At 39.9% G+C, this 26,264-nt stretch carries 28 protein-coding genes and 2 tRNA genes; 14 read left to right on the top strand and 16 right to left on the bottom strand.

Features of this window, described 5'->3' with window-relative positions:
* The first annotated feature begins 54 nt into the window (after positions 1–54).
* Both LBYS_RS15465 and LBYS_RS15460 read left to right on the top strand, forming a co-directional pair.
* Complete coding sequence (locus tag LBYS_RS15465; protein ID WP_013408218.1) at positions 55–261, top strand: hypothetical protein; 207 nt, start codon at positions 55–57, stop codon at positions 259–261.
* Positions 261–1,685: an IS701 family transposase gene (locus LBYS_RS15460; protein WP_083794560.1), complete on the top strand. Its 1,425-nt coding sequence runs from the start codon at positions 261–263 to the stop codon at positions 1,683–1,685. The genes LBYS_RS15465 and LBYS_RS15460 overlap by 1 nt, the downstream gene beginning before the upstream one ends.
* 61 nt (positions 1,686–1,746) lie before the next feature.
* Here the strand turns inward: LBYS_RS15460 and frr are convergent, their stop codons facing one another.
* The 4 genes from frr to LBYS_RS15440 all read right to left on the bottom strand — a co-directional run bounded on the left by frr (position 1,747) and on the right by LBYS_RS15440 (position 4,883).
* Entirely contained in the window at positions 1,747–2,307 is a 561-nt protein-coding gene (gene frr, locus LBYS_RS15455) for a ribosome recycling factor (protein ID WP_013409783.1), read from the bottom strand.
* Between the two features lie 19 nt (positions 2,308–2,326).
* A complete protein-coding gene (gene pyrH / locus LBYS_RS15450; protein WP_013409782.1) occupies positions 2,327–3,037 on the bottom strand; it encodes a UMP kinase in 711 nt (236 codons plus the stop codon).
* 51 nt (positions 3,038–3,088) lie between these two features.
* Positions 3,089–3,934, bottom strand: a complete 846-nt coding sequence (locus LBYS_RS15445) for a DMT family transporter (RefSeq protein WP_187287900.1) — start codon at positions 3,932–3,934, stop codon at positions 3,089–3,091.
* 121 nt (positions 3,935–4,055) lie between these two features.
* Positions 4,056–4,883, bottom strand: a complete 828-nt coding sequence (locus LBYS_RS15440) for an alpha/beta hydrolase (protein WP_013409780.1) — start codon at positions 4,881–4,883, stop codon at positions 4,056–4,058.
* A 139-nt stretch (positions 4,884–5,022) separates the two neighbouring features.
* On the opposite strand from LBYS_RS15440, the gene LBYS_RS15435 reads away from it, so the two are divergent.
* From LBYS_RS15435 to LBYS_RS15420, 4 genes are read left to right on the top strand one after another with little or no spacing between them, the layout of a single operon-like run.
* A complete protein-coding gene (locus LBYS_RS15435) occupies positions 5,023–6,096 on the top strand; it encodes a glycerate kinase family protein (protein ID WP_013409779.1) in 1,074 nt (357 codons plus the stop codon).
* Between the two features lie 28 nt (positions 6,097–6,124).
* Positions 6,125–7,024 (top strand): ROK family protein, encoded by a 900-nt coding sequence (locus LBYS_RS15430; RefSeq protein ID WP_013409778.1) that lies wholly within the window; start codon positions 6,125–6,127, stop codon positions 7,022–7,024.
* Between the two features lie 12 nt (positions 7,025–7,036).
* Complete coding sequence (locus tag LBYS_RS15425) at positions 7,037–7,543, top strand: DUF4494 domain-containing protein (protein WP_013409777.1); 507 nt, start codon at positions 7,037–7,039, stop codon at positions 7,541–7,543.
* Positions 7,527–7,859, top strand: coding sequence for an MmcQ/YjbR family DNA-binding protein (locus tag LBYS_RS15420; protein ID WP_013409776.1), 333 nt, complete (start codon positions 7,527–7,529; stop codon positions 7,857–7,859). Before LBYS_RS15425 ends, LBYS_RS15420 begins: the two co-directional genes overlap by 17 nt.
* 54 nt (positions 7,860–7,913) lie before the next feature.
* On the opposite strand, the gene LBYS_RS15415 is transcribed toward LBYS_RS15420, so the two are convergent.
* From LBYS_RS15415 to lipB, 4 genes are all read right to left on the bottom strand, one after another.
* Positions 7,914–10,043, bottom strand: coding sequence for a peptidylprolyl isomerase (locus LBYS_RS15415; RefSeq protein ID WP_013409775.1), 2,130 nt, complete (start codon positions 10,041–10,043; stop codon positions 7,914–7,916).
* A gap of 220 nt (positions 10,044–10,263) precedes the next feature.
* Positions 10,264–10,698: an META domain-containing protein gene (locus LBYS_RS15410; protein ID WP_013409774.1), complete on the bottom strand. Its 435-nt coding sequence runs from the start codon at positions 10,696–10,698 to the stop codon at positions 10,264–10,266.
* Positions 10,699–10,748: 50 nt separating this feature from the next.
* Entirely contained in the window at positions 10,749–11,759 is a 1,011-nt protein-coding gene (locus LBYS_RS15405; protein ID WP_013409773.1) for a dipeptide epimerase, read from the bottom strand.
* On the bottom strand, positions 11,750–12,442 hold the full coding sequence (lipB, locus tag LBYS_RS15400) for a lipoyl(octanoyl) transferase LipB (protein ID WP_013409772.1): 693 nt from the start codon (positions 12,440–12,442) through the stop codon (positions 11,750–11,752). The genes LBYS_RS15405 and lipB overlap by 10 nt, the downstream gene beginning before the upstream one ends.
* 27 nt (positions 12,443–12,469) lie before the next feature.
* On the opposite strand from lipB, the gene LBYS_RS15395 reads away from it, so the two are divergent.
* Positions 12,470–12,817 carry a YraN family protein gene (locus LBYS_RS15395; RefSeq protein ID WP_013409771.1) on the top strand — a complete coding sequence of 116 codons (348 nt, stop codon included), beginning with the start codon at positions 12,470–12,472 and terminating at the stop codon, positions 12,815–12,817.
* Positions 12,818–12,845: 28 nt separating this feature from the next.
* Positions 12,846–13,631, top strand: coding sequence for a 2-oxo acid dehydrogenase subunit E2 (locus tag LBYS_RS15390; RefSeq protein WP_041824852.1), 786 nt, complete (start codon positions 12,846–12,848; stop codon positions 13,629–13,631).
* On the opposite strand, the gene LBYS_RS15385 is transcribed toward LBYS_RS15390, so the two are convergent.
* On the bottom strand, positions 13,621–14,367 hold the full coding sequence (locus tag LBYS_RS15385) for an ABC transporter ATP-binding protein (RefSeq protein WP_013409769.1): 747 nt from the start codon (positions 14,365–14,367) through the stop codon (positions 13,621–13,623). The genes LBYS_RS15390 and LBYS_RS15385 overlap by 11 nt on opposite strands.
* Positions 14,364–15,095, bottom strand: coding sequence for an MlaE family ABC transporter permease (locus tag LBYS_RS15380; protein ID WP_013409768.1), 732 nt, complete (start codon positions 15,093–15,095; stop codon positions 14,364–14,366). Before LBYS_RS15380 ends, LBYS_RS15385 begins: the two co-directional genes overlap by 4 nt.
* A 98-nt stretch (positions 15,096–15,193) precedes the next feature.
* Here LBYS_RS15380 and LBYS_RS15375 point away from each other — a divergent pair, with 98 nt between their 5' ends.
* The 4 genes from LBYS_RS15375 (at position 15,194) to LBYS_RS15360 (ending at position 18,260) form a co-directional block, all read left to right on the top strand.
* Positions 15,194–15,874: an SDR family oxidoreductase gene (locus LBYS_RS15375; protein ID WP_013409767.1), complete on the top strand. Its 681-nt coding sequence runs from the start codon at positions 15,194–15,196 to the stop codon at positions 15,872–15,874.
* A gap of 62 nt (positions 15,875–15,936) precedes the next feature.
* Positions 15,937–16,009: transfer RNA gene (locus LBYS_RS15370), tRNA-Met, on the top strand.
* 44 nt (positions 16,010–16,053) lie between these two features.
* Positions 16,054–16,593 (top strand): LOG family protein, encoded by a 540-nt coding sequence (locus tag LBYS_RS15365; protein WP_013409766.1) that lies wholly within the window; start codon positions 16,054–16,056, stop codon positions 16,591–16,593.
* A 137-nt stretch (positions 16,594–16,730) separates the two neighbouring features.
* Entirely contained in the window at positions 16,731–18,260 is a 1,530-nt protein-coding gene (locus LBYS_RS15360; protein WP_013407181.1) for an IS1182 family transposase, read from the top strand.
* 134 nt (positions 18,261–18,394) lie between these two features.
* Here LBYS_RS15360 and LBYS_RS15355 read toward each other — a convergent pair whose 3' ends face one another.
* From LBYS_RS15355 to LBYS_RS15345, 3 genes are read right to left on the bottom strand one after another with little or no spacing between them, the layout of a single operon-like run.
* The gene (locus tag LBYS_RS15355) at positions 18,395–18,943 is read right to left on the bottom strand and encodes an OmpH/Skp family outer membrane protein (protein ID WP_013409765.1); all 549 of its coding nucleotides are present in this window, start codon (positions 18,941–18,943) and stop codon (positions 18,395–18,397) included.
* A 41-nt stretch (positions 18,944–18,984) separates the two neighbouring features.
* Complete coding sequence (locus LBYS_RS15350) at positions 18,985–20,046, bottom strand: DUF2891 domain-containing protein (RefSeq protein WP_013409764.1); 1,062 nt, start codon at positions 20,044–20,046, stop codon at positions 18,985–18,987.
* Positions 20,043–21,395 (bottom strand): S41 family peptidase, encoded by a 1,353-nt coding sequence (locus LBYS_RS15345; protein ID WP_013409763.1) that lies wholly within the window; start codon positions 21,393–21,395, stop codon positions 20,043–20,045. The genes LBYS_RS15350 and LBYS_RS15345 overlap by 4 nt, the downstream gene beginning before the upstream one ends.
* Before the next feature lie 90 nt (positions 21,396–21,485).
* Between LBYS_RS15345 and LBYS_RS15340 the strand changes: the two genes are divergently transcribed.
* Positions 21,486–24,032 carry a DUF5686 and carboxypeptidase regulatory-like domain-containing protein gene (locus tag LBYS_RS15340; protein ID WP_013409762.1) on the top strand — a complete coding sequence of 849 codons (2,547 nt, stop codon included), beginning with the start codon at positions 21,486–21,488 and terminating at the stop codon, positions 24,030–24,032.
* Here the strand turns inward: LBYS_RS15340 and udk are convergent.
* On the bottom strand, positions 24,029–24,652 hold the full coding sequence (gene udk / locus LBYS_RS15335) for a uridine kinase (RefSeq protein WP_013409761.1): 624 nt from the start codon (positions 24,650–24,652) through the stop codon (positions 24,029–24,031). The two genes, LBYS_RS15340 and udk, sit on opposite strands and share 4 nt — an antisense overlap.
* Entirely contained in the window at positions 24,652–25,338 is a 687-nt protein-coding gene (gene purQ, locus LBYS_RS15330) for a phosphoribosylformylglycinamidine synthase subunit PurQ (RefSeq protein WP_013409760.1), read from the bottom strand. Before purQ ends, udk begins: the two co-directional genes overlap by 1 nt.
* Before the next feature lie 240 nt (positions 25,339–25,578).
* Here purQ and LBYS_RS15325 point away from each other — a divergent pair.
* Positions 25,579–25,649: transfer RNA gene (locus LBYS_RS15325), tRNA-Gln, on the top strand.
* Between the two features lie 33 nt (positions 25,650–25,682).
* On the opposite strand, the gene LBYS_RS15320 is transcribed toward LBYS_RS15325, so the two are convergent.
* A complete protein-coding gene (locus tag LBYS_RS15320) occupies positions 25,683–26,210 on the bottom strand; it encodes a DUF1697 domain-containing protein (protein ID WP_049781392.1) in 528 nt (175 codons plus the stop codon).
* Positions 26,211–26,264: the final 54 nt, after the last annotated feature.

The following is a 26,264-nucleotide window of genomic DNA, read 5'->3' as shown; positions in this document are numbered from 1 at the left end:
ATTTTGATTTGTCGCATTTTTTTGTGAGATTTATATCTAGTTACACGACTAGACATGGGATATCCGACGAAAATTCAATTAATTAAGAGAGCCAAGAGTGAGCAGTGGTACGTAAATTTTCCTGCTGCTGTTGCGCAAGCCATAGAGTTCCAGCAAGGAGAAGTGGTGGAATGGGTGATTGACGATCATCAACGTTTGGTTCTACAGCGTAGTGACGACTCTGTAAAAGAGCTTAAAAAAAAACTCCCAAGGAAGGTCTAATTTGTTCTTTTCGGGAATTATTTGAAAAGTGCTTACCAGCGTTTAATCAACTTAGAACCTTTGAGCGAGCTCGGACTCTTGCTTTAGGTGTTTTATCGTGTGTTGGCCGATGTACTATTACGGGAATGGTAACGGCCAGTGGTGCTCAGTTCTTGGACTGGTCGGCTACCTATCGCCTTTTTAAGGGCAGCCGAATGAATATGAGCAAGATATTTGGCTGTATACGCAAAGAAGTAGTACTTACTAACGGTTGGGAGCATCCTTATATTTATGCTCATATGGACGATACATTACTACGTAAACGAGGAAAGAAAATCTTCGGAACGGGTTGGATGCGTGATCCACTTGGTCCGCCATTTAGCAGTAATTTTGTGTGGGGGCAGCGTTTTATTCAAGTGTCTTTATCGCTACTAGAAAAGGGAGTGTTTGGGCCTTCTCGAGCAATTCCTGTTGACTTTACCCATTGTCCACCAGTAAAAAAGCCTACTAAAGGCGCTGACGAGCAAACCACAGCTACTTTTTTGCAACAACACAAGAAAGAGAAGATGAGTGCAGTAGGTCTGCAGCGTATCCTCTCTCTGAGAGAAGATTTAAATGCGGACGGTTTTTCTAATAAGAAAGTGGTGTTAAGTGTTGATGGTAGTTACACCAACGAAACGGTAATAAAAAAGCTGCCAGCCGGAGTGGAATTAATAGGGAGAATAAGAAAAGATGCAAAGCTATTTTCTCCTGCCGAAGTAAAAATAAATCAAAGGGGAAGAAAACCTTATTTTGGAAGAGAGTTACCTACACCAGAACAAATACGGCAAAGTCCAGAAATACCATACCAAAAGATAGAAGCATGGGCAGCAGGTAAAAAACGAGTCTTTGAGGTGAAAACACTAAAAAATGTTAGGTGGAGGAAATCCGGGGAGCGAAACCTGATGCTAGTCATTATTCGTCCAGTTAGTTACCGACTTACAAAAAGCTCCAAATTACTTTACCGAAACCCTGCCTATCTAATTTCTACCTCCCAGCATATAGATATCCAATTACTTGTACAGGCTTATATTAGAAGGTGGGAAATAGAGGTAGGCTTTCGTGATCAAAAAACATTGATCGGCTGCGGACAGGCACAAGTGCGTGAGAAAACAGCTGTCGAGAAAGTGCCCCAATTTATATCAGCATGTTACGCAATGATCTTACTGGCAGCTCACAAATCAAACGAAAAAAAATCGCAGCAACTTCCAGGAACTAAATGGTACAAAAACGCAAAAAGAAAAAGAATTACCACAGGAGATTTACTCAATCGTGTGAGAATGGAAAACTGGCTTGAAAGTGTACAAATTAATTTAACCGACTTCGCAAAACTCCAACAAAAAATGGCAAAGTTGGGTAAAATCAACAATCCAGCAATCGAAGCTATATTTTACAACAGAAATTAGCCAAAGAGGAGAAAAAGGAGGCTTAAGCCTCCTTTTTCTTTTATAAAGCATTAAATATCCACTACACTTGCATGATGTCAGCTTCTTTCGCTGCTAACAATTGATCTACTTTCTCGATGTATTGGTTAGTCAATTTTTGAACCTTCTCTTCTCCACTTTTGATAGCATCTTCTGAAACGCCATCGTTCTTAAGCTTCTTAAGATCATCGTTCATTTCTTGTCTTACCTTTCTAATACCAACCTTAGCTACTTCAATTTCGGCTTTAACACGCTTCACTAATTCCCTTCTTCTTTCCTCCGTTAATGGTGGAACGTTCAAGCGGATGGTTTCTCCGTCATTAGCAGGATTTAAGCCAATGTTCGAGTTAATAATAGCCCTTTCAATATCAGAAATAATCTTCTTTTCGAACGGTTTAATCTGAATGGTTCTAGCATCAGGGGTGGTAACGGAAGACACTTGGCTCAAAGGAGACATAACGCCATAATACTCCACTAAAACACCATCAAGCATGTTAGTGCTGGCCCTGCCCGCTCTGATCTTACTCAGCTCAATCTGAGTGTGCTTTATTACCTTTTCCATACTCTCCTGAGTCAGGTCAAGAATCAAATCGATTTCCTCCATATTGTCTGTTTGTATATAATTAGCTAACCTTAGTTCCTATAGCTTCTCCTTTTACTACTTTAAGTAAGTTACCATTCTCATTCATATCAAATACGATGATAGGCAATTTATTCTCTTTACAAAGGGTAAAAGCTGTCATATCCATCACCTTTAATCCCTTAGCAATCACTTCATCAAATCCTATGGTCTCATACTTTACGGCCTCCGGATTTTTGCGAGGATCGTCTGTATATACCCCATCTACACTAGTACCTTTCAGAAGTATTTCTGCTCCGATTTCAATGGCACGTAAAGCACCACCTGAGTCCGTTGAAAAATAGGGATTACCGGTACCTGCACCAAAGATCACTACTCTTCCCTTCTCCAAGTGACGAATAGCTCTTCTTCTAATAAATGGCTCAGCCACTTGCTCCATCTTAATGGCAGAAAGTAGTCGGGTTTTGATACCTTCAGTTTCCAGGGCACTTTGAATAGCCATGCCATTAATAACAGTAGCTAACATACCCATGTAATCTCCCTGAGAACGATCTATACCTGATTTACTGGCTGCACCGCGAAAGATATTTCCTCCTCCAATCACTATGGCTACTTCTGCGCCGGCTCTAACCACTTCAGCCACTTCTTTTGCATAACTTTCTAAAATATCAGGATTGATGATCTGACTTTTATCTCCACCATTTAGCGCTTCACCACTTAATTTCAGGAGAATTCTTTTGTATCTCAGAGACATGAGTATTATTTTTTGGAACAAAGATAAATTCTAAATCTCCAATTTGAAAGGCTAAGCGGAAACCTTCTTATTAAGAATGAAAATACTGAGCAAGATAATACCCATTCCAACCAAGTGAGAAACACCTATCATCTCACCGTCTAACATCCCGGCAATAATGGCTACCACTGGAATTAAATAGGTCACAGATGAGGCAAAAATGGGGGTAGTAATCTTTAATAGATAATTATAAAGTATTGCCGCCAGACCGGAATTAACCATACCTAAAATCAGGAAATACAACAAATACAGCCTATTCTCTTCTAAAAGTATTTTCCCAAAGAAATCTGTAGTCAGCAAAATAGCCGTAGCAGGGATAATCATCATTCCAACAGAAAAAGAGCTGATAATGATGGGCTTAACTTCTTTCAAATGAAAACTCAGAATGTTGGTATTTAAACCATACATCATGGTGGCAATCATAATCAGAAGTGCATAGGGATTGCTAAAATCCAAAGCTAATTTCTCCCCATTGGATATCAAGATCAAACTCCCTATAAATCCTAAGAAGATGCCAATGTACTGATATCTATAAATCACTTTCTTATAAAACAGACCTCCTATCAAGAGGACAAAAATAGGAGTGGTAGCATTCAGAGTACCGGATAATGAACTGCTAATCTTGCTTCCTGCCGTTCCAAAAACCATAGCCGGAAGTAGATATCCAAATAATCCTGAAAGCATTATAGGTACTGTCTTACTTACAGGATAACCTTTTCTATTATACAGTGCAAAAGGCAGGAGAAATGCTGAGGCTACAAAGATTCTGCCTGCACCAATCTCCACTCCACTAAAGGCTACAGTAAGTTTTTTGATAAACAAGAATGAGAGACCCCAGGCTACCGCGAGGATGATCAAAATGATTAGAGATAAGGAACTACGAGACACGCCTTCGCTTTTTTTCGAAATGTAGAACAATTCCACTTATCCCCTTTGTTCGGAAAATAAAAATACCAAAAAATCTTTATATTATACCACGTTATATCCTGGACTTAATCCATTGTGATACAAAGGATAAGACCTCTTCTTTTTCAGGCTCGTTATGCAGTTCGTGATAAAGTCCTTCCCAGGACTTAAAAGTCACATCTCCACTATGGAATTTAGAAGCAAATCTTTCACTTGCTATAGGGCTAGTCACCTCATCTTTATCTCCATGCATTACCAAAAGGGAAGTAGCAACGGCATCTCTACCTAAATGAGCTAACCATTTCCCCCACTCTATTACCCCTATCCCCACTTCGGCTGATATAATATCATGTACCAAAGGATCAGCGTGGTAGGCATTGATCACTGATTTGTCTTTTGATAAGGCTTCTGCATTAATTCCGTTCCTCTGGGTTAAGGCCGGCATTAATTTTCTTCCCATCCTTCCTAAGAACAATTTGCTCTTCGGTACTTCAAAGGCCGTTTCTATGGCAGGTGCAGATGCTATTACTCCAGCTATCCTGGGATTCTTACGAAAGAGATAGTTTAGCACTAAACCTCCTCCCATAGAATGTCCATACAGAAATAAAGGAGCCTTTAATTGCTGTATCATTCCCACTAAAAAATCAATCTGCCAGAGATAATCCTCCATTTTAGGGGTATGTCCTCTTGGACCTTCCGTTTTTCCATGACCAAAGAGATCTATAGCATAAACATTGATCCCCCTTTCTACAAAATAGGAGGCGAAAGATTTATACCTTCCGCTGTGCTCACCCATACCGTGTATGAGGACTAAATTAGCCTCAGCATCCCCGGTCCACTGATGAAAATACATCTTTCTGCCATCAAATGCTTCCAAATAAAAAGTCTTTTCCGTCATCATTGCTGGATTAGCCCTCTGATTTACAATTCAAATTTATGATTTTTATCGAGTAAAAGGCAGGGTGTTGCTCTAATACAATACGAAATAAGCGGACTAAAATTTTCCCATTCATAGCAAATCACCTAAATTTCATAGTATTATGAAGTTTCTGTTTGCTTTAGACTCCTTTAAAGGCAGCTTAAGTTCTTTACAAGCAGGTTCCCTACTTGCTTCTTCATTTCCTGCAAAAGATATTGAAATAATCTCTGTAGCTGATGGTGGAGAAGGATCTTTAGATATGCTCCCACTCCCGAAAATCTACTTTGATACGATAGACCCTCTAGGCCGCAATATAAAATCCCATTTCAAAGTTCAGAATCAAACCGCCTACTTTGAGCTTGCTTTATCTTGTGGATTAAACCTTCTGGCACCTTCAGAAAGAAACCCTTTAAAGACTTCGACATACGGCTTAGGTCTGGGAATCAAATTTGCCCTATCACAAGGATACAAAGATTTCATCATCTTCGTAGGCGGATCTGCCACTAACGATGCAGGATTAGGGGCTTTAAGTGCATTGGGTTTCGAATTTTATGACAAACAGGGGAAGCTCATTAAGATATGCGGTGAAACCTTAAAAGATATCCACTCTTACAAAGCAGTAGAATTAGAGATCAATATACAGATCGCTACCGATGTAAATAATCCCTTGCTCGGTCCCAATGGGGCCACTTATACCTACGCTCCCCAAAAAGGAGGCACACCGGAGCAATTACCCCTTTTGGAAGAGGGAATGAAGAACCTGACGGATCTATTCCCTAACGTTAAACTTCCTCCCGGAGCCGGTGCAGCAGGGGGAATAGGTGCCGGATTCAATTATTTTCTAAATGCCAAGATAGGTTCGGCCTCTGACCTACTTTTGGAAAATCTTCGCTCAAAACTAGAATCTGCAGATCTAATTATATCTGGAGAAGGCCAAATAGACCTACAAACCAGACACGGAAAACTGATACAAAAATTAATGACTATTGTCCCCGATAAGAAGTTTGCTTTAGTAGCCGGCCATATCAGTCATCCACTGGAAAACAAGCAAATCATCTACCAATCTTCCTTGACATCCTCAACTATTTCAATCCCACAAGCCATGGCTCAAGCACCTCAACTCATGAAAGAAAAAGGAAAAGAACTCTGGGACTTTGTTCAGAAATATTATCTCCAAACCGAGGGAAATGCTTAATTTCGTCTCAGTAAAAAATGCAGATTGTATGAAATACCTCTGGGGTGTAGATCTGGGCGGTACAAAGATTGAAGGCCTTGTTCTAGCAGAAGAAACGAACGAAATAATCATCAGAAAACGTGTACCCACAGAGGCCCATTTAGGATATGAACATATCCTGAATCAGATCAAGAGATTAATTGATCTAATCAAAGAAGAAACAGGAATTCTACCCCAAGCCATAGGCTTCAGCACTCCGGGAACCTTGGATCCTTCGACTCAGACCATGAAAAACTGTAATACTACAGCTATGAATGGTCAGAATCTCAAAAAGGACCTGAAAGATCTATTGAAAGTAAGAATTGAACTGGCTAATGATGCTAATTGTTTCGCTCTTGCTGAAGCTACACAAGGCGCTGCAAAAGGACATGATGTAGTATTTGGTGTTATCTTAGGCACAGGCGTAGGTGGGGGCGTAGTAGTTAACGGCAAAGTTATTCCCGGAAGACACGGTATAGGAGGTGAATGGGGGCACAATACCTTCGATCCTGATGGAGAACCTTGCTACTGTGGCAGAAAAGGGTGCAATGAGCTCGTATTTGCAGGCCCTGCCTTAGAAAAATACTACACTAACCTTACAGGAGAAAAAGTAGAACTTAAAGAAATTTACAGAAGATATAAAGAAGAGGGCCAACAAGAAGCTGGAAAAGTAGTAGACTTTCTTACTTCTAGCTTCGCAAAGGCAGTAGGAAATATCATTAACGTACTTGATCCTGATGCCATAGTTTTCGGCGGGGGAGTGAGTCACATTGAGGAATTATACACAGATGGTCCCGAAAAGTTAAAAGACCATATCTTCAATAATAGAAAAGTAGAAACCCTGTTCCTAAAACCTCAACTAGGTGATAGTGCAGGCGTTTTTGGTGCAATAGAATTAGTTAGAAATTAAAAACGATTACCCATGGCAACCTGGTTTCAGGCAAAAATTAAATTTGTTCAAGAAGACGAAAAAGGAGTAGCGAAGAATATCAATCAAGTGTACTTGTTTGATGCAGTATCATACACAGATGCAGAAGCCAGAGCTTACCAACACTTAGCGGCTGAAGTGCCGGACTTCCAATTGGCCGGTCTGACTAAGATGAAGATTAATGAAGTCTTCTTCGAAGAAAACAGCGCAGAAATCTGGTTCAAATGCAAAGTGTCCTACATTGTCTTTGACGAAAAATCACAAAAAGACAAGAAGGTACCTTATGTATTCCTATTGAATGCGCATACCATCAAGGATGCTTATATGATCCTAGAATCAAAATTAGGAACTGTACAGGACTATATCATAACGGACATTGGAGCTACTAAGATCCTTGACGTTATCCCTTATGAAGAGGAAGAAGCAGCTCCGGAAGAACCGGTAATTACATCTACCATGCGTCCCCTTTCAGAAGTTTTGAATAATGAGTTCCCTGCATGATTTTAAATCCTTAGCCCTGTCACTTGACGGGGCTAAGGAACAAATCCACCACGATAAGATCGCATTCACCTATAGATCTAAAATCTTTGCTACCTTAAACGAGAAGGAATCCAGATCCACACTCAAGTTCCTCCCTGAAGAGCAAGGTATGCTTTGTAAGGTACATCCCACTGCCATATTCCCTGTACCCAACAAATGGGGAACCTACGGATGGACCCACGTATTATACCAAGAAATAAAACCAGAAATATTATTAGAACTGCTGAAAACCGCCTACCTAAGCGTACGACCGAATTACAGTTTTCCAGAAGAATAAAAAATGCCCCTAACTAAAGTCAGGGGCATTTCATATATAGGATGTTATCCTTTATTAGAACATTCTTGCTCTGTTGTCTTCAATCTTAGCGTTAGCTCTTAGAATCTCCTCACCTATCATTCCTCCTAGGCCAAAGCTTCTCTGTTGAATCTGCGCTTTATACGCACTATAGTCAGCGATTTCCGGAGCTACAACCTTAGCCGTATTTTCCATGATAAATACTCCTGAATCTCCTGTAAATACTTTACTACGAGTGTTTGGTTTCAAACCGAACAGTTTACCTACTGCTACCGGATCAAATCCGGCACTGTTTAGCATACCCGTTTGAAGAGTAATCTCTGAAACTTCTTCAATCAATGCTCCGGCACCATATTTCTTAGCAATTTCCTCAAATGAGCCTTTACCATCTCCTAACTTCTTAGTGATTAGTTCTGCTTTCTTCTCATTACGAATTCTTGCAGCAATTAAATCTTTGAAGTCTTCTGCTTTAGGATCATTTTTATCAGCTGCACTCTTCAAAGCTGCAACAACATAATTATCTTCTAAAACAAATACTCGATCAGCCACTTTACCTACTTTAGCATCTTTACCGTATGCCCACTGAACAAGCTCACGAGCATTTCTTAAGGTATTCACTACAGTAGCACCCGGTTGAACATTCTCAGCATTGAAAAGAACTATACTGTTATCCTTTTTCGCAGCTTCTTCCAAGTCTTTGATGCTCTTAGCAGAATTCATTAACTCTGAAGCCTTTTGGAACACCAAATTAGAACCTTCATCACCAACATGTAGTTCTTTAGTGATAGTCGCTAATTTATATTTCAAATTAGATTTAGGCTCAGTTACCTTCACAATGTGGTAACCGAAATCTGTGGTAACAAGATTAGGTAATACACCAGTTCCAGAGAAAGAGAAGATAGCATCTTCAAAAGCCTTCACCATAGTGCCATCATTCTTGAATGAACCTAGGTCTCCACCTTGCTGAGCTGTACCATCTGATCCAAATTGACGAGCTAAAAAGGCAAAGTCCATACCGCTCTTAGCCTGAGCTAAAATCTCAAGGGCCTTTTTCTTAGCCTCATCTCTTTGTTCCTGAGTCATGGTAGAATCAGCACGGAACAAGATATGACTAGCTCTAGCTGTATAATGCTCATCCACTTCCGTTCCTAAGAATTTATGAATAGAGTAAGCAGTACCTTCTTTGAATGGTCCCACTAATCCTCCTTCAATGGTGCTAGCTAGTGTACTTTTTAATTCAGGGCTTAAATCACCAGCTTCACGTACACCTGGAGTTTTAATATCAGAATTTTCATTAGCATAAGCTACTGGATCCGGAGCAGCAGCTAAACCTTTAGCTAGTTCTCTCAAATCATTCATCAATGCTACCGAGTCTTCTTTAGTTGGCAATAAACTAAAGGTAACATACACTAAACTACGGCTATCATATGCATTGAAATCATCTTTATGCTTACTGAAGTAGCTCTTAATCTCTCCGTCTGAAACTTTAACAGTAGAGTCAGCTACAGAATAAAACGGTACATAAAGATATTTACCACTTGCTTTATTCGTAGTATTATAATACTCTGCCTTAGCTTCAGCCTTAGTGATGTAGGAAGAGCTGTTTAGTAGGTTAGCATATTTTTCTCGCTTTCTAACATCTCTTAACTCTCTCTTGAAGTTGTCCCACATGATTCTTTGTTCAGCAGGCATGCTATTATTCGCATAGGCCGCTATAAAGTTGGCATGTGTAGTAGCATCAAAGTTTCCGTTTTGATCAGAAAATTGTTGCTTCACAAAAGGATGGATGTTTTTAGGACCTTGAACCATTTCTCTCAATTCCTCGTCAGAAACGGTAATGCCTAAATCTTCGAAAGCTTCGGAGTAAACATGTTCAAAGATGAGTTTTTCCCAAACTTGCTCTCTGATCTGAGCTTGTTCTTGCTCATTGGCTGATCTACCCACAGATGCTTCATATTGCATCCTCTGTCCTTCAACCAAATTTGCAAATTGTTGGAAATCTATGGTGGTTCCGTTTATCTCACCTACTGCGTTGCTGTTTCCAAAAAGACCGCCGCCTTTTGAACCAGCCACGAAATCTCCACCAACAATGAAAAGGATAAGCGCAATCGCGATCACCACGACGGCTACTCCTGACTTTTCTCTGATTTTGTTTACTATTGCCATGTATATGTTTAAAAAATGCTGTTAATCTTATATATATTCTACCTAAAGTAAAAAAATTTGAGGTGCAAAAATAGAAATATTCCTATTGATTATCAAAGTTTTCAAGTTTGATATTTTTCAAATTTAGTTTATGCACCTCAAACTGCACAGCATGTAGCAAACAAAAACAACCTAAATCACTACAAATCAATACATTAAAATATCTTTTGAGAGATAAAAATTATTTCCTTTCAAAGATTAAAACAGGGGGAATGCTAGATTGCTCGGGCTTTGCTTCATAAGTTAAGTGTAGACGATTCCCATTAAGTTTGTAGATGGAAATGTGTTTTAGCTGTTCAAAAAATGCAGTTTCACACTCCATTAATTCTGGTGGTCCGGCCATTTTAGTAGAACCTATAGTTCCAAACTTAAATGACTTGCCCTCCCCAATATCAACAGTAGAATGGAATAGATTAACAAAGGCTCTGCCTTCTACTTTATACTCCTTATCCCCCTTCGTTATATTTAGATAAACGGAGTCTATTGGACAGTCCAGGTAGCCACTTTCATAACCCACAAAATTCCAACTTCCCTCTAATTCAGAAAATGTAGTGACGGACTTCTCATCACAAGAGAAGAAAAATAAGCCGAGAAAAAGAAAAATTAAATGTCTCATAGTTGAATGATTTTTCTATAAGACTCAAGCTTTCGTTAAATGGTTGTATATCAAATTAAAAAGGCACCAATACCATTACCCTCAGGGTAAATTACTTTACCTTTCACCACTTCAGCCCCTTTTGCAGGATCATTGGAAATCAGCAAAGCACCGTCCATATCTACATAATCTAATAGTGGCAATAATTGAGCGATGGCAGAAATCCCTATACTGGATTCTGTCATACATCCCATCATTACCTTCATATTATGCTTCCTAGCTTCCTTGATCATCCTTAATGCAGGAGTGATTCCTCCACATTTAGCTAATTTAACATTCACTCCATGAAACCTACCTATGCATCTCTGTACATCCGCTTCCTCTATGCAGCTCTCATCAGCTATAATGGGTAAGGCCGTCTTATTTACAATAGACTCCATTTCCTCATACTCCTTTGACTTTAGAGGTTGTTCTATAAACTCCACACCTAAAGCCTTCATCTCTTCAGCATATTCTACCGTTTGCTCTGCAGTCCAGGCTGTATTGGCATCTACTCTAAATACGGCATTAGTCTCAGCCCTCAAAGCACGTAAGATCTCTAAATCATGATCTGTGCCTAACTTGATCTTATACACCGGAAAATCAAACTCCTTCATTTTCCTCACCATTTCCGGTATCTCATCTAACCCTATGGTATAATTGGAATAAGGAACAGAATCAATATTTAGACCTAACTTTTCATATAATTTAAGTCCCGATCTCTTCGCCCACATATCATAGGCAGCTATATCTAAAGCACACTGCAGAAACCTGTTGTGACCTATCTTATCATCCATATAAGCCCAAAGCTCCTCTGGATGATGCCATTGATAAGATGTGATCTCCTCTTTATACTTCTCCAGTAACTCCGCCATACTCTCCGGAGTAATTCCATAGTAAGGAACTGGCGTGGCTTCCCCATAAGCTTTAATGCCCTGATCTTCCATTTCCAGTATAAAACTTGCAGTCTCCGTTCTGACTCCATGGGTTATACGGAAGGGGTACCTACTTTTCAGGTAAACGATATGTGCTTTTAATTCCATTCTACTTCAAACAATTCTCCAAAATGAAGCTTTAATTTCTCAGCTACTTCCAGCATAGATACTTCATGCCCTATTTCCATTTGCAATGAAGTCACCGCCTTATCATCTATTCCACAAGGAACAATATTCCCAAAATAACTAAGATCAGTATTTACATTCAACGCCAAACCATGCATGGTAACCCACCGCGATGACTTAACCCCTATAGCACAAATCTTCCTGGGCATTCCTTCCGTAATCCATACACCGGTCAAACCTTCTATGCGTGTAGCACTCACCCCGAAATCTGCACAGGTTCTGATCACCGCCTCCTCCAGAAATCTAACGTACTTATGTATATCCGTAAAAAAGTTATCCAGATCAAGTATGGGATATGCCACCAACTGACCCGGGCCATGATAGGTGATATCTCCACCCCTATTGATCTTATAAAAACTAGCCTGCTTTAGGACTAATTCATCTTCCTGAACTAATAAATGATCCAATGATCCACTCTTCCCTAAAGTAAAAACATGCGGATGCTGACAAAACAAGAGGTAATTTGGAGTAGGAAGCTCTAAGTTTTCATTCCTGTTTTTTAACTTTATATCCACTACAGATTTGAAAAGTTCCTCCTGGTAATCCCAGGCTACTTTGTAGTCCAAAAGACCCAGATCTTGGAACTTCAACTGTTTATTCTTCATTCACCCAACTTTTGAAAGACAAATATCATGGAAAAACTCGACAAAGGAAAAATTGCCGAAGAACAAGCCCTGGATTTCTTGTTGCAAAAAGGCTATCATCTCGTACACAGAAACTTTACTTCCCAACATTCCGAGATTGATCTAATTGTCCAAAAAGAAGATATACTTGTTTTTGTAGAAGTGAGGTACAAAGCTACTTCCGACTATGGATTTCCGGAACAATCCCTAGGGAAAGCTAAAATCCGAGCCATAAAACGAGGTGCAGAGGCCTTCCTCCAAAAAAGAGACCTGCCCAAAAAGGTCAGATTTGACATGATCGCCATAGTGGAATTTCCGGAATGGGAACTCGTACATTTTGAAGATGCCTTTTTTTAAAGGTAATTTAGGGTCAGAATTTCTGACTATGACATTGAATACACCCTGGCGCCTAACCGCCGCTACCATTTACAAAAAACCTTCTGAATCCAAAATCCTAGGTTCAGTGTACTTGGACGTGACTGATTTGGAACAAAAAATCTCTGAACTTCGTAAGAAAGGAGTTAAAGTAACCCTTACTCACTTCATCACCCTGGTAACGGCTAAGGCAATTGCGGAAGAAGTCCCTCAGTTCAATACCTATCTCAAAAGAGGAGCTATTCACGCATATCCTGAATTAGTAGCATCAGTAACCTTAAAACTTCCAAACGGAGAGCTTAGCTCCATGAAGATCAATTCTCCGGAGAAGTTAAATATTAAAGAAATAGTTGACTCTTTACAAGCCAGAATTGACGAGGCAAGGAAGGGTGCAGAATCCAATACCAACCAGATGAAGGGTACCCTAGGTAAGATTCCTTGGCCATTCCGCACCTGGTTATATAAACTCTTGAAGTTTCTTACTTTAGACCTAGGACTATCCTTCCCTTTCCTCTCCGCTCAGTCTTTCGGCACTTATGTCATTTCTAATGTAGGTACACTAGGACTAGATGGAGGATATCCTGCTTTATTACCCACTGGAAATCTGAGCTTAGTACTAGTGCTAGGACGAGTTAGAGAAATGCCCTGGGTACATGAGGGGAATATTGTACCTAGAAAAATACTGAAACTTTCCGCAGCATTAGATCACCGCGTAGTGGATGCCGAACACGGCGGTCGTTTATTCAATTATCTCCGGAAAGCCATACGGCATCCCGAGCCATACCTTAACCTCTAAGTTGGTTTAAGGCATGGTTAGAGAATACAAATTCGTCCAATTCTTTAAGTTCCGTTTCTAAGATGGATTTACTATCCCCTTCCCAGATCTTCTTGCCTTGGTATAAGAATTTAATATTTTGTCCAATGGACAGCACAGAGTTCATATCATGAGTAATTACAACCGTAGTGGTACCATACTCTTGAGTGATCTCTTGAATCAATTCATCTATCTTGATAGAGGTCAAAGGATCTAAACCACTGTTTGGCTCATCACAAAACAGATATTTTGGATTAAGTACAATAGCCCTTGCTATACCCACACGCTTTTTCATACCACCAGATATCTCTGAAGGCATTCTGGATCCTGCAGATTCCAATCCTACCCTTTTTAGACAGAACATAACTCTATCTCTTTTGTCTGCTTCACTTTGTTGAGTGAGCATATCCAAAGGAAACTTCACGTTCTCATAAACGGTCTTAGAGTCAAACAGTGCACCCCCCTGGAAAAGGACCCCCATTTCCCTCCTGATATCAATCCTCTCTTTTTCGGGTATCTTAAGAAAAGGTCTGCCATCATAATATACTTCACCGGAATCCGGAGAAACCAAATCCAGCATACACTTCAATAAGACTGACTTACCCGTACCAGATGCACCTATGACCAGGCTGGTTTCTCCATCTTTGAATACTCCGGAAACATTATCCAGCACTTTGCGGCCATTAAAAGATTTACTAATATCCTTGATCTCTATCATGTCAACAATTCTGCTAAAAGGTAGTCAGCAATTAATATGGCAATACAGCTATTGGTTACAGCTGTTGTTGAAACCTTACCTACTTCTAAAGCTCCTCCTCTGGTATAAAACCCTTTATACGCAGATATCGTAGCTATTAAAACACCGAATACTGCTGATTTGATAATGGGGATCACCAGGTTAAATGGGATAAAGGAGAAGCGAATACCGTAGATGTATTGTTCAGGAGTGATAATACCCGTTGCTGTTCCTGCAATATATCCACCCACTATACCAATGAATCCGGATAAAATAGCCAAGATGGGAAACATTACAAATGCAGCCAGCACTTTCGGAAGTACTAAATAAGAGGCAGCATTTATTCCCATTACCTCCAAGGCTTCAATCTGCTCTGTAATCCTCATTGTCCCTAACTCAGAAGCAATATTTGACCCCACTTTACCTGCTAAGATAACGCATATAAAGGTGGATGATAACTCCAGGAGCATCATGTCCCTAACGATATTACTCACTATATAGGTAGGAATAATAGGGCTTACTAAGTTGGCATTGATCTGTACACATGTCACAGCCCCAATGAAAAAAGCTACTATACAAACGATAAGTAATGAATCAATTCCTATCATCATACACTCGTCGATAAAGCGCTTCCAATACACCTTGAGACTTTCTCTTCGAGTGAAGAGTTCGTAGAGAAACAATAGAAATTTCCCGAATTTTTTAAACATATAAGTTATGCTTTAAGATACAAAGGTAATCATCTACGGGTAGTTATGCCTTTCCTTGTCCTTGAAATTTTATGGAAACATTCACTTATTTTTGTCGAATGAAGAATTTAGCCGTCATCACCGGAGCCAGTAAAGGCATTGGTTTAGCTATCACAGAAAAGTTCCTGGCACAAGGATTTGAAGTGGCCATTTGTGCCAGAAACCTGGAATCACTTGTTCAAATTCAGAATCAGTACGGCAAAGAAAAAGTACACATCTTCTCAGCTGATCTTTCTCAAAAAGAACAAGTCTTTAATTTTGCCAATTTTGTAAAACACCTGGCTATTCCCATCAAAGTTTTAGTAAACAATGCCGGGATCTTTATCCCCGGATCTCTTCTTGAAGAAGATCACTTGCAGATTCACTTAGACACAAATCTTTGGAGTGCCTACTACCTTACTAAAGCGCTCATTCCCTCCTTACAGGAAAGTTATATATTTAATATATGTTCAATAGCTAGCTTAGCCGCTTATCCCCGAAGCGGTTCATATGCGATCTCGAAGTTTGCCTTATTAGGCTTTACCAAAAGTCTCCGTCAAGAACTATTGGGATCTAAGATCAGAGTGAGTGCAGTTCTTCCCGGAGCTACCCTTACTGACAGTTGGGAAGGCACTACTTTACCTTCCGAGCGATTTATTTCTCCAAAAGATGTAGCAGAAATGATCTGGGCTGCATATGGGCTAAGTCCCTCAGCCTGTGTGGAAGAGATCATCATCCGTCCTCAACAGGGCGATATTTAGCGATTTTTTTTGCAAGAAAGTTTGCATTTTGAAATTTTCTCCCTACCTTTGCAATCCAATATCGCGGGATGGAGCAGTTGGCAGCTCGTCGGGCTCATAACCCGAAGGTCACAGGTTCGAGTCCTGTTCCCGCTACTAGCAGAGGCAGTCAAGTTGATTGCCTCTTTTTCTTTTTAGCTATGTCAAAGACTTCTGTACTTGTTTACTGCGGATCCCGCACCGGAAAAAATGAAATCTTCGCACAAGAAGCGAAAAGATTTGGAAAACTACTTGCTGAAAATCAATTCCGACTCCTATTCGGAGGTGGAAAGGTGGGTTTGATGGGCATCATTTCTAATGCTGCCTTAGAAAACGGAGGAGAAGTGATAGGTGTAATCCCTCAACATTTGGTAGATAGGGAAGTAGCTAACCCTCTTTGCACTGATTTAAGAGTAGTACTTAACATGCAGGAAAGGAAAGTCATGATGGAAGAAATGGCAGATATCATCGTCACTTTCCCCGGAGGCTATGGTAGCATGGATGAGCTTTTTGAGTCTTTGACGAACGTCCAGCTAGAACTTCACCATAAGTCCATCTGGTTACTTAATTCCCAAGGATTTTATGACCACCTCCTCCTTCAACTAGACAGGATGGTAGAAGATGGGTTCTTACTAAAAGAAAACAGAGATAAGTTGCACGTAGCAAGTTCCGTAGAAGAATTAATAAATGGAATCAAATAAAAAGAGGGTGTCTCATAAAGGCACCCTCGTTTTTATTTTGAAGCCGAGGTTTTTTTTAGATTTGGCTTCACATTTTCTCTTTAAAACTTGCGTTATTATCCTGATTTTCATATATTTAGGTATAAAAAATCAAGGGTATGGCATCAAGAAAACCCACTTTTAAGCCTTACGACCAGCAGCAAATGATGCTATTGCCTCCAAGTTTGGAGGAACTGGTTCCCAAGAATCATCCGGTACGGGTGGTCAATGAGGTCATTAATAAAATTAATCTCGCTCCTCTGCATGCTTCGTATAAATTGACCGGTGCCTCCAGTTATCATCCTCAGATGCTGCTTAAAGTGTTGGTTTATGGGTATGTGAGCAATGTATATTCGAGCAGGAAGATAGAGGCAGCCTGTAAAGAGAGTATCTATTTTATGTGGATAAGCGGCATGAGCTATCCTGACCATAACACCATTAACCGTTTCAGAAGTGACCGCCTTCGAGAAAGTCTTCGAAGTGTGTTCGAAGAAGTAGTTAAGCTTTTAGCCCAGGAAGGACTTTTGAGTATTGAAGAGGTTTGTGTTGATGGGACCAAAATAGAGGCCAATGCCAATCGTTACACCTTTGTTTGGAAAAAGGCTATTGCGACCAATAAAGAGAAGATGAAGCAGCAATTGAAAGGCATTTGGGAATATGCTCAAAGTGTTGCCAGCAAAGAGGATAACCTTCCCGATCCCCCTGACTTCACCACCATTACTAGAGAAAAAGTACAGTCTACCGTCGATAAGCTCAATGAGGTTTTGGGCAAGAAAAAAGATATTGACAAGAAGGTGAAAGGCAAACTGAGTTATGCCACCAAACACTTTCCACAGAACATGGGCAAATACGAAGAACAGGAGCAGATTCTTGGAGAGCGTAACAGTTACAGCAAGACGGATGAGGGAGCCACATTTATGAGGTTAAAGGAGGATCACATGAGGAATGGGCAATTGAAGCCGGCTTACAATGTTCAAATTTCCAGCTCCAACCAATTCGTTGTAAATTACACGATTCACCCCAACCCCAACGACACCACCACTCTGGCAGCGCATATAGCTCAGCATGAAGCAAGCTATCAGCAAGCTCCCAAAGTTATCACGGCAGATGCAGGCTACGGTTCTGAGGAAAATTATACCTTACTGGAAGGCAAAAAAGTAAAGGCCTACATCAAATACAATCTCTTTGACCGACAGCAGAACACCAATAACCAGGACCCATTTAGTACCGATAAGCTATTCTACAATGCCCAAGAAGACTGTTTCATCTGTCCGATGGGTCAGCAAATGAATTTCATTGGAGAGAGTAAAAGGAAGACCAGCACAGGTTTTGAACAAACCTCAAGAAAATATCAAGCCCAAAATTGCGGGCATTGTCCACTAAACGGAACTTGTAATAAGATGGAAGGGAATCGGATAGTCCAAGTCAATGAACGACTGGAGCGACAGCGGAAGCAGGCCTATGAACTTCTTAACAGTGAAGAAGGAATAAAAAGGCGAAAGAAAAGGTGTTACGATGTGGAACCCGTCTTTGCAAACATAAAAAGCAATCACGGCTTTAAACGATTTATGCTTCGGGGTAAGCATAAGGTCGAAATTGAGTTCGGCCTATTGGCCATAGCACAAAATATACGAAAAAAGGCCTCCTGAGAGACCTTTTTCAATACTATTTGCAAATTCAACCTCCTGAGGTTGGAATATAAAAAATCAAATAAGAAATCCCAGCCTAAATAAATTGAAAACAAAGAGAACGCCTCATTTAGGTTTTGAGACGTCCTCTTTTCTTATTTGCCGTTTAGTATTTTCAAAACCTCGTCAGATATATTCGGCACTGCGGTATCTTTAGTGTACAACACTACTCGGTAGGGACTCATAGGCGTATCTGCTTTATTTCGAGTAAGCACATACTGAAATCCCTTTTGTTGAGAAACCTTTTCAGCTGCAGCTTTGATCTCATTCTTTACTCGGGCAATATTCACACCCATGTATTCCTGAAGTTCCTTCTCTGCATCCTTTTGTTGCTGCTCAGCTGCCGCTCTTAATTCCTGAACCTTTTTCAATTTGGAATTTATAGATTCCGAAGTTTCATTAGCAATATTCTTCATACTCTCCTGATACTTCACATTAGCATCTTGATACTCCAATGCTATCTTATTAAACGCCGTCTGATACTCTTCCTGCTTTTTCTGCAACTCCTCGTTCAGCTTCTTTACTCCATTGTAATTTTCAAAGATATAATCTTCAAAAATATATGCTACAGTTACTTTCTTAGCCTGCGCAATTGTAGAAAGTCCTATCAAAGTAAATAACAGCGTAAAAATGGTTTTCTTCATTCTACATTTTTTCATTCGGTCCAAAATTAAAGATTAATAGTTTACTGGAAGAAGAAAATTGCAAATACTGCAAAAGATCCCAACCAGTGAGAGCCTCCATAACTACTTGACACCACATTAGGTAGAGTTTCTTTCAAAAACTCCTGTGCTTTCTTTTCCAAAAGCTCCTTATGCGGATGCCCTTTTGGAAGGTGTTGAGCGACCCCTCTAAAACACCATGCTCTGCTCAAACTCAAACCATCCAAATGTACTATCTGATAGTCATTCCTATCACTTACTACAGGCATTTGGAGTAAATTCTCCAAGGATTTCGGCTCCAAAAATGTACTCCACCATGCCTCAAATTCTTTCTCGTCAAGTACCCTACGCATCAGATCTGCCGTCTCGAGACTAGGCGAGAAGAAATCAGAACCGTCCGGCTCTAAATAAGCAGGAGCTGCCTTCTGCTCTCCATAAAACTGCATAGCTTTTTGCTCTACAGCCTTTTGAAACACAACATTCCCGCTACTTTTCGCCCAATCCCAAGCAAACCCTAAACCGAATGCAGTATTGGGATGCACCCCTGTCCTATTGGGATAAGTCTGTACAGGTAAGAATTGTGTCCACAATTGGACTATGGTTTCCGTCAAAGGTTGCATAGCCGCATGCCAAATTTTTGCCCTAGGATCATTCCAAGTCATCAACTCTTCATCTAGCTTCAGCAACCAAGCCCATCCATAGGTCCTTTCAAAGGTTTTGGAGGTACTGTACTTATTGAAATACTCTGCTTCCTTCTTAAGCTTACCAGGTTCGAAACTTTCAGCTAACACCTTTAGAATCTCTTCCTTATTCTCCAGGTCAGGATATACTTTAAGTAACTTTACTAACATCCAATGCCCATGTACACTGGAATGCCAATCAAAACAACCGTAAAAACTGGGATGCAATTCAGAGGGTAAGAGTTTATGATCCTCAGGACCATCAGAACTATGACTAGTCTTGTTAGGAAATTCCTTTTGGATACATTCCAAAGGTAAATGTGAGAGTTGTAATGCTACCTCCTTTGTGAATAACTGTGCACTTGCAGCACTCCACCATAAAATAAAAATAATAGTCAACCTCATGGGTTATATCGTTTATTGCCTAAAAATCCTTTTCCTGTATCCCAATGATGAAACCCATCCAGTACTTCTATCTTTTTGAACTCCTTTTTACTTTCACCTGGAGAGATCGCATATAGTGCCTTGCGAAGTAAAGTCTCAGTAGTATCTCCTAAAGGCATATAGGGCCATTCGTCCTCCAATATCGGAAAATCCGGGATCAAACCATCCTTGCCATAAGTGGATTGATCATGAGCATTGATAAGTGTAGCCCATGCCGGCATCAATCCAAAGGAATATCTCCCCGTTTCATCATAAATGATAGTCGAGATCAAATTCTTACCATAAGTATAACCTCCCACCGTATATACCGCTCTATACGGCCTAAGACAGTTAATGACCAATTCTGAAGATGAAGCCGTAGACTTTGAAGTCAACACAAATAGCCTGCTAAGATGAGACAAATTAGAAGTCTCATTAGTAAAATACCTTCTACCCACGGGTGATTCCCCTCGGAGAATGGATTGTTGTTGGGAATAGGTATTACCTGTACCATGGAAAAGCTCTACACTGGATCCCAAATCCGGACCTAGAAGAGATGCCATAACCTCAGCATTAGGAGTAACTCCGCCCGGATTAAACCTCAGATCTATGATCATCTCATCTATCTGCTGATCCTTAAAATATTGGAACAAGGCCCGGGTTCTTTCTTCATATTCGAACAAAAATTGGGTATAAACCAAATATCCCACTTTCTTTCCTTGCCAAGGGATAATTTCAGCAAATTGCAATGGATCCACCTGAAATTTCCGTTTGGCCAGGCTTAGACGATATTCTTCATCATTTTTAATCAAGAAACTTGCCCCCTTCCTCTCTAACAGTCGCTCTGCATTCTCAGGATTTAAGGGCTCCCCATCTATGGCTACTATCAAATCTCCCCGCTTTAATCCCCCTAGTTCTGCCGGACTATTTTTTAAAACCAATGAAACCGCTAGACCAAATTCACCATCAACTCTCACCTTTTTATATCTGAACCCATAACTTTCTAATTGCCCATTCCAATAATCCAAAATCTCCTGATAATCAGAACTCGCATAGGAATATCTATCTACATCTTTGCGAAGCAAAGAATAAAAATACTCTACCGGTTCCAAATTCTTATCAGTACTCTTCTCATCAGGCATATCGTCCGCCCATAAATATTGCAGACGCATTTGTTCGTAAATCCATGTATTTTCGTGAAAATATTTAGGAAGCACTACTGTAGTGTCATCAGGCACTACAATAATAGGGGGATCCGGAAGTACCTTACTTTTCTCACAACTTACAATGAAGAAGAAAAGGACAAGTATATAAATAGTGGCTTTATTCATAACACCTTATAGAGCAGTCAACAAAATTAACATATATATTTACACTCCACACCTGCCCTTCCTCTAAAACGAAAATTTATAACCGATAATATGATTTTGCGAATTCTCCTACTGCTTTTAATCACCTTCGGATCAGCCAATGCAGCCAAAATCAAAGGCATAATCCGGGATCAGAATAAAGACCCCTTATCCTTTGCCTCAGTAGTAGTCAAAGGCCAAACATTAGGTACTATGGCTAATGAGAGAGGAGAATTCCTTCTGGATGTTCCTGCTAATAAAACCTATGAATTGGTATTCCAATTTCTAGGCTATAAGACGGTGATTAAACAAGTGGAAGTGGGTACAGATGATGTATTTATTGAAATCCAACTACAGGAACAATCCATTCTGCTTGGAGAAATCAAGGTAGGAAAAAGTAAAGAAGACCCAGCCTATGCCATCATGCGAAAAGCCATAGCAAAAAGCAAAATCAACGACAAGCAAGTTGATCATTACGACGCAGACGTGTATATCAAAAACACTTTGTTAGTTAATAAGGTACCTGGAATCCTCAAAAAGAAATTAGAAGAGAATCATATTAAAGTAGGAATACCCTACGTATCAGAAAGTTTGACAAATATTAAATTCACTCAACCAAACAAAAGAGTAACTAAAGTCCTGGCTAAACGTAGCAGTATGGATGAAATGGATCTATCCGGAGCTTACTATCTGGTGAACTTCTATGACCTTCCGGATGATATGAACCTCATTTCTCCACTATCTCCTAAAGCTTTTGCCTACTATAAATTTGAATACCTAGGCTATTTTGAAGATAGAGGAAGAGTGATTAACAAAATCAAAATCATTCCCAGAAGGTATGGACCGGGAGTTTGCAAAGGTACCATCTTTATCATTGAAGATCTGTGGAGCATACATAGCATAGACGCTGAAACGGTGAATGAGGGCTTTACCATAAAAATGAAACAACTCTACAGTCCCCAACAAGAAGTTTGGGTACCTGTGAGCCAAAACATAGACTTCAGCGGCAAGGTATTCGGATTTGATTTTCATGCCAAATTACAGGTACATCCTAAATACAAATCACTTCGCATCAACCAGAAATACGTAGCAGAAGTTAAGGTTCTAGACAAATTTGAAGTTCCAAAAAACAGAGCTAAAAAAGAGATAAACCTCCAACAGGAAGAACTCACCTTGAAGGATTTACGGAAGCTATCTAAGCAAATAGAAAAAACAGAGAAAAAGGAATCACCCGTGGTAACCATAGATTCTACATCCACGGATTCATTAGCTAATAAGCGCTCGGAAGAGTATTGGAACACCATCAGATCTATCCCTCTTACTATTGAAGAGACCAAAAGTTACAAAACAGGTGACAGCATTAGAATTGTAGTAAAAAGGGAAGATAGCCTAAAGACAGAACCTAAGACGAAGACTACCCGGAATAAACATTTGGACAGGCTATTTATAGGAAGCTCTTTTAAATTGAAAGACCAATGGAAACTACAGTACACCTCCCCTTTGCTGCCCTTCTTTGGAGTAAATTATGATATGGTGCAAGGTATTTTTACAGAAGCCAAAGTCAATTTCACCAAAACTCAAAACAAGAACCTCAACTATGCCTGGAACAATCAAGTCAGATATGCTTTTGGCTTGAAAAAACTTATGGGAGGAACTGAATTTATTACCAAATATAAGAAGAACACCTTTGAAATTGGGGCAAGCTCTCTAACCAGGTCATTTGATAGAGAACAAACCATGCCTATCTGGGCTAACTCCTTGGTGAACCTATTCAAGATTAATCTCATCCAGATGTATTTGAAAGAGGAAGCACATGTGGGATATACGTATAAGAATGAAAATAGGTTTACTTATTCTACACAACTGGAATACAGCAAAAGGTCCTTCTTAGATAATCTGAATAAATTGCCACTTGCAATAGGAGGAAGAACACCTACTCCTAACATCCCAAGAAATGAAGAACTAGATACTACATATTTTCCTACCCATAACGCCTGGGTTTGGTCAAATTCAATCACATTCAAACCCGGTGCTAAGTATAAATTAGTGAATGGTAAAAAAAGATATGCCGGAAGCGAGTGGCCAAGCTTTATACTTAGCTATAATAAAGGCATGGGAGAAGTGGATTATGACTTTACCAGTTTAGGAATTGATCATGACATGGCCAGCGGCCCTGATGAAAGATTCAGGTTCTACCTTGAAGGTGGTAGTTTTCTGAACCATAAACAAGTGTATTTGATGGACATGCGTCACGTAAACACCATAAAAATCAGTGGACAAGAAGGGTATTTCAGATTCTTCAGAATGCTGAACACACGTCTTCCGATACAATTGAGCCCGGAAAATTACTACAAATACTCCACTCAGGGCTCCTACATCAAACTACATGCAGTGAATGAATTTAGGAGACTATTACTAAGCCAAATTCCAATAGTTCGATACAGCAGTTTGAAGGAGGACTTATTTATTAATTACCTTAAAACTCCTGCGTTAAAGAACTATGTAGAACTTGGATATGGAATAGACGGCATATTCAGACTTCTAAGAATAGAAGTCTTAACGGCCATTGAACAAGGACATAAACCACGCTGGGGCTGGCAAATAGGTGTAACCTTTTAAGCCGGCTCTTTAACCAATAAGCTTTTCAGATACACCGACAGAAGCTTCAATCCATTTTCAAAGTCGCGGTTATTATTAATGATAATATCCGCGTCTTGTTTTGTAGGACGAATAAATCTCTCGTAAGTAGGTGCCACATGATTCTCCCAACGGTATAGAATAGAATCCAGATCATATTGACGCTCATTCGTGTCTCTGATGATTCTTCTTCTAATCTTTACATGCTCTACAGCATCTATAAAAATCTTGAGGTTAAGCATCTTTGATATCACCGGGTCATGAAAGGCAAAAATCCCTTCCACTACGATGATAGGTGCCGGATGTAATGTAATGGTCTTAGGCTCATAATCACACTCAAAAGTGTACTCCTTCATCACTACCGTCTCCCCTCTCTTAAGTGCTTGAAGATGCTGCGCAAACAGTGCGAAATCTATGGACTCAGGAAGGTCAAAATTAAAGACCCCATTTTGATCTAAAGGCACATGCTCTTTAGATTTATAATAGTTATCCTGAGAAATCAAACAGACTTCATCTTCTTGAAAATGTTCCAGAAGGCTGTGCAAAAAAAAAGTCTTTCCTGATGCACTTCCTCCTGTAATGCCTATGATATACGGCTCCATTATACTAATACATTGAGAATCTGCTCTAGAATCTGATAGCCATCCGTATTTCCTAAAGTACCGTCCGCAGCTCTTTCAGGGTGCGGCATCATACCAAATACATTCTTCCCTTTGTTAGTAACACCTGCTATATTCTGCAAGCTACCATTAGGATTAGCTGAATCTTCTATTACTCCCGCTTCATTACAGTAACGGAAAAGAACTTGATCATTATCATTCAGTGCTTTAATAGTATCTTCATCAGCGAAGTATCTACCGTCACCGTGCGCTATTGGAACTTTGTATGCTCTTTCCTCTAAGCCCGCAGTTAAAAGTGCTGATTTACTTTGTGGCTTAAGGTAAATGTTCTTACAGATGTATTTCTGAGTAGTATTCTTCAATAACACGCCGGGAACAAGTCCTGCCTCTGCTAAAATCTGAAAACCATTACAGATTCCCATCACGTAGCCCCCTCTGTTTGCATGAGCAATCACCTCATTCATCACCGGTGAAAATCGAGCAATGGCCCCACTTCTTAAATAATCCCCGTATGAGAAACCACCGGGAAGAAATATAAAATCACAGTTTTGCAAATCGTGATCCTTGTGCCAGATCTTTACTACTTCCTGACCGAGATTATACTTCAAAGCAAAAACGGTGTCGTCTTCACAATTTGACCCCGGAAATACCACCACTCCGAATTTCATAAGAACATATTTGATTTTGGCGCAAAATTACAAAATGTTTGTAGAAGTACTAGCTTTTAAAAACAAAAGAAGTATGATATTTCCTCCCTTTCGAAAAAAAATTTTAAATTTTTATTTCTCATAATTTCAAAGCATTATACCCCTTCAAGGGCCTAAAAAGGGCTTTTCCTGAAAAAAATTTTCAGAGAGGATTTGGAGCGTAAGAATTTTCCCTCTAATTTTGCATCACCAAATCAGAACTGGCTGATGGTGTAATGGTAACACAGAGGTTTTTGGTGCCTTTATTCTAGGTTCGAATCCTAGTCGGCCAACTTCTAAAAGTCGCTTCGATGAAGCGACTTTTTTCATTTTAAACCTGCCAATTCCTTCAATTTCGTAGAAGTTTTCCAGTTCCGCGTCGTCCCCTTTACTCCCAGTTTCTTCTCAATAAAATTAGTATGAATCTGAGTGATACCGTAACCGTCCGGACAGTACAGAAATATAGCCCCCTCTTTTAAGTAGACCTCTTCATTTGGTCCTTTAACTGAACAAACCTCCTCCCAACCCTCTCTCTTCAGCTCTCCCTTCAAAAAGGTCACATGCCAAAACTTATCATCTCCATGCTCGGGCCTCTGATGAATGATTCTTACATAATCTTCCAATAAAAAGATCTGTAGATCCACACTATATCCAAAAGTATTTTGAATACATTGATCCATCTTTTCCTCCAAGCCCATACCCTCCATACTTTGGAAGATGACATTTCCACTTTGTATATAAGTTTCCACGTTCATCCATCCCAGGTTTTCCAATGCCGCTCGCAATTCCGCCATTTTCATCACTTTCCCACCCACATTTATTCCGCGAATCAAAGCAATATATGTTTTCATCATTATTTAAGGCTTTCCTTGCAAGGTAAACCCTTTTTTCTATAAATTGGATACTTC

Origin of the sequence: Leadbetterella byssophila DSM 17132 (assembly GCF_000166395.1) — a bacterium.
GTDB lineage: Bacteria > Bacteroidota > Bacteroidia > Cytophagales > Spirosomataceae > Leadbetterella > Leadbetterella byssophila.
Note: the sequence above shows the minus strand (reverse complement) of the source record. Positions and strands in the feature narration are given on the sequence as shown.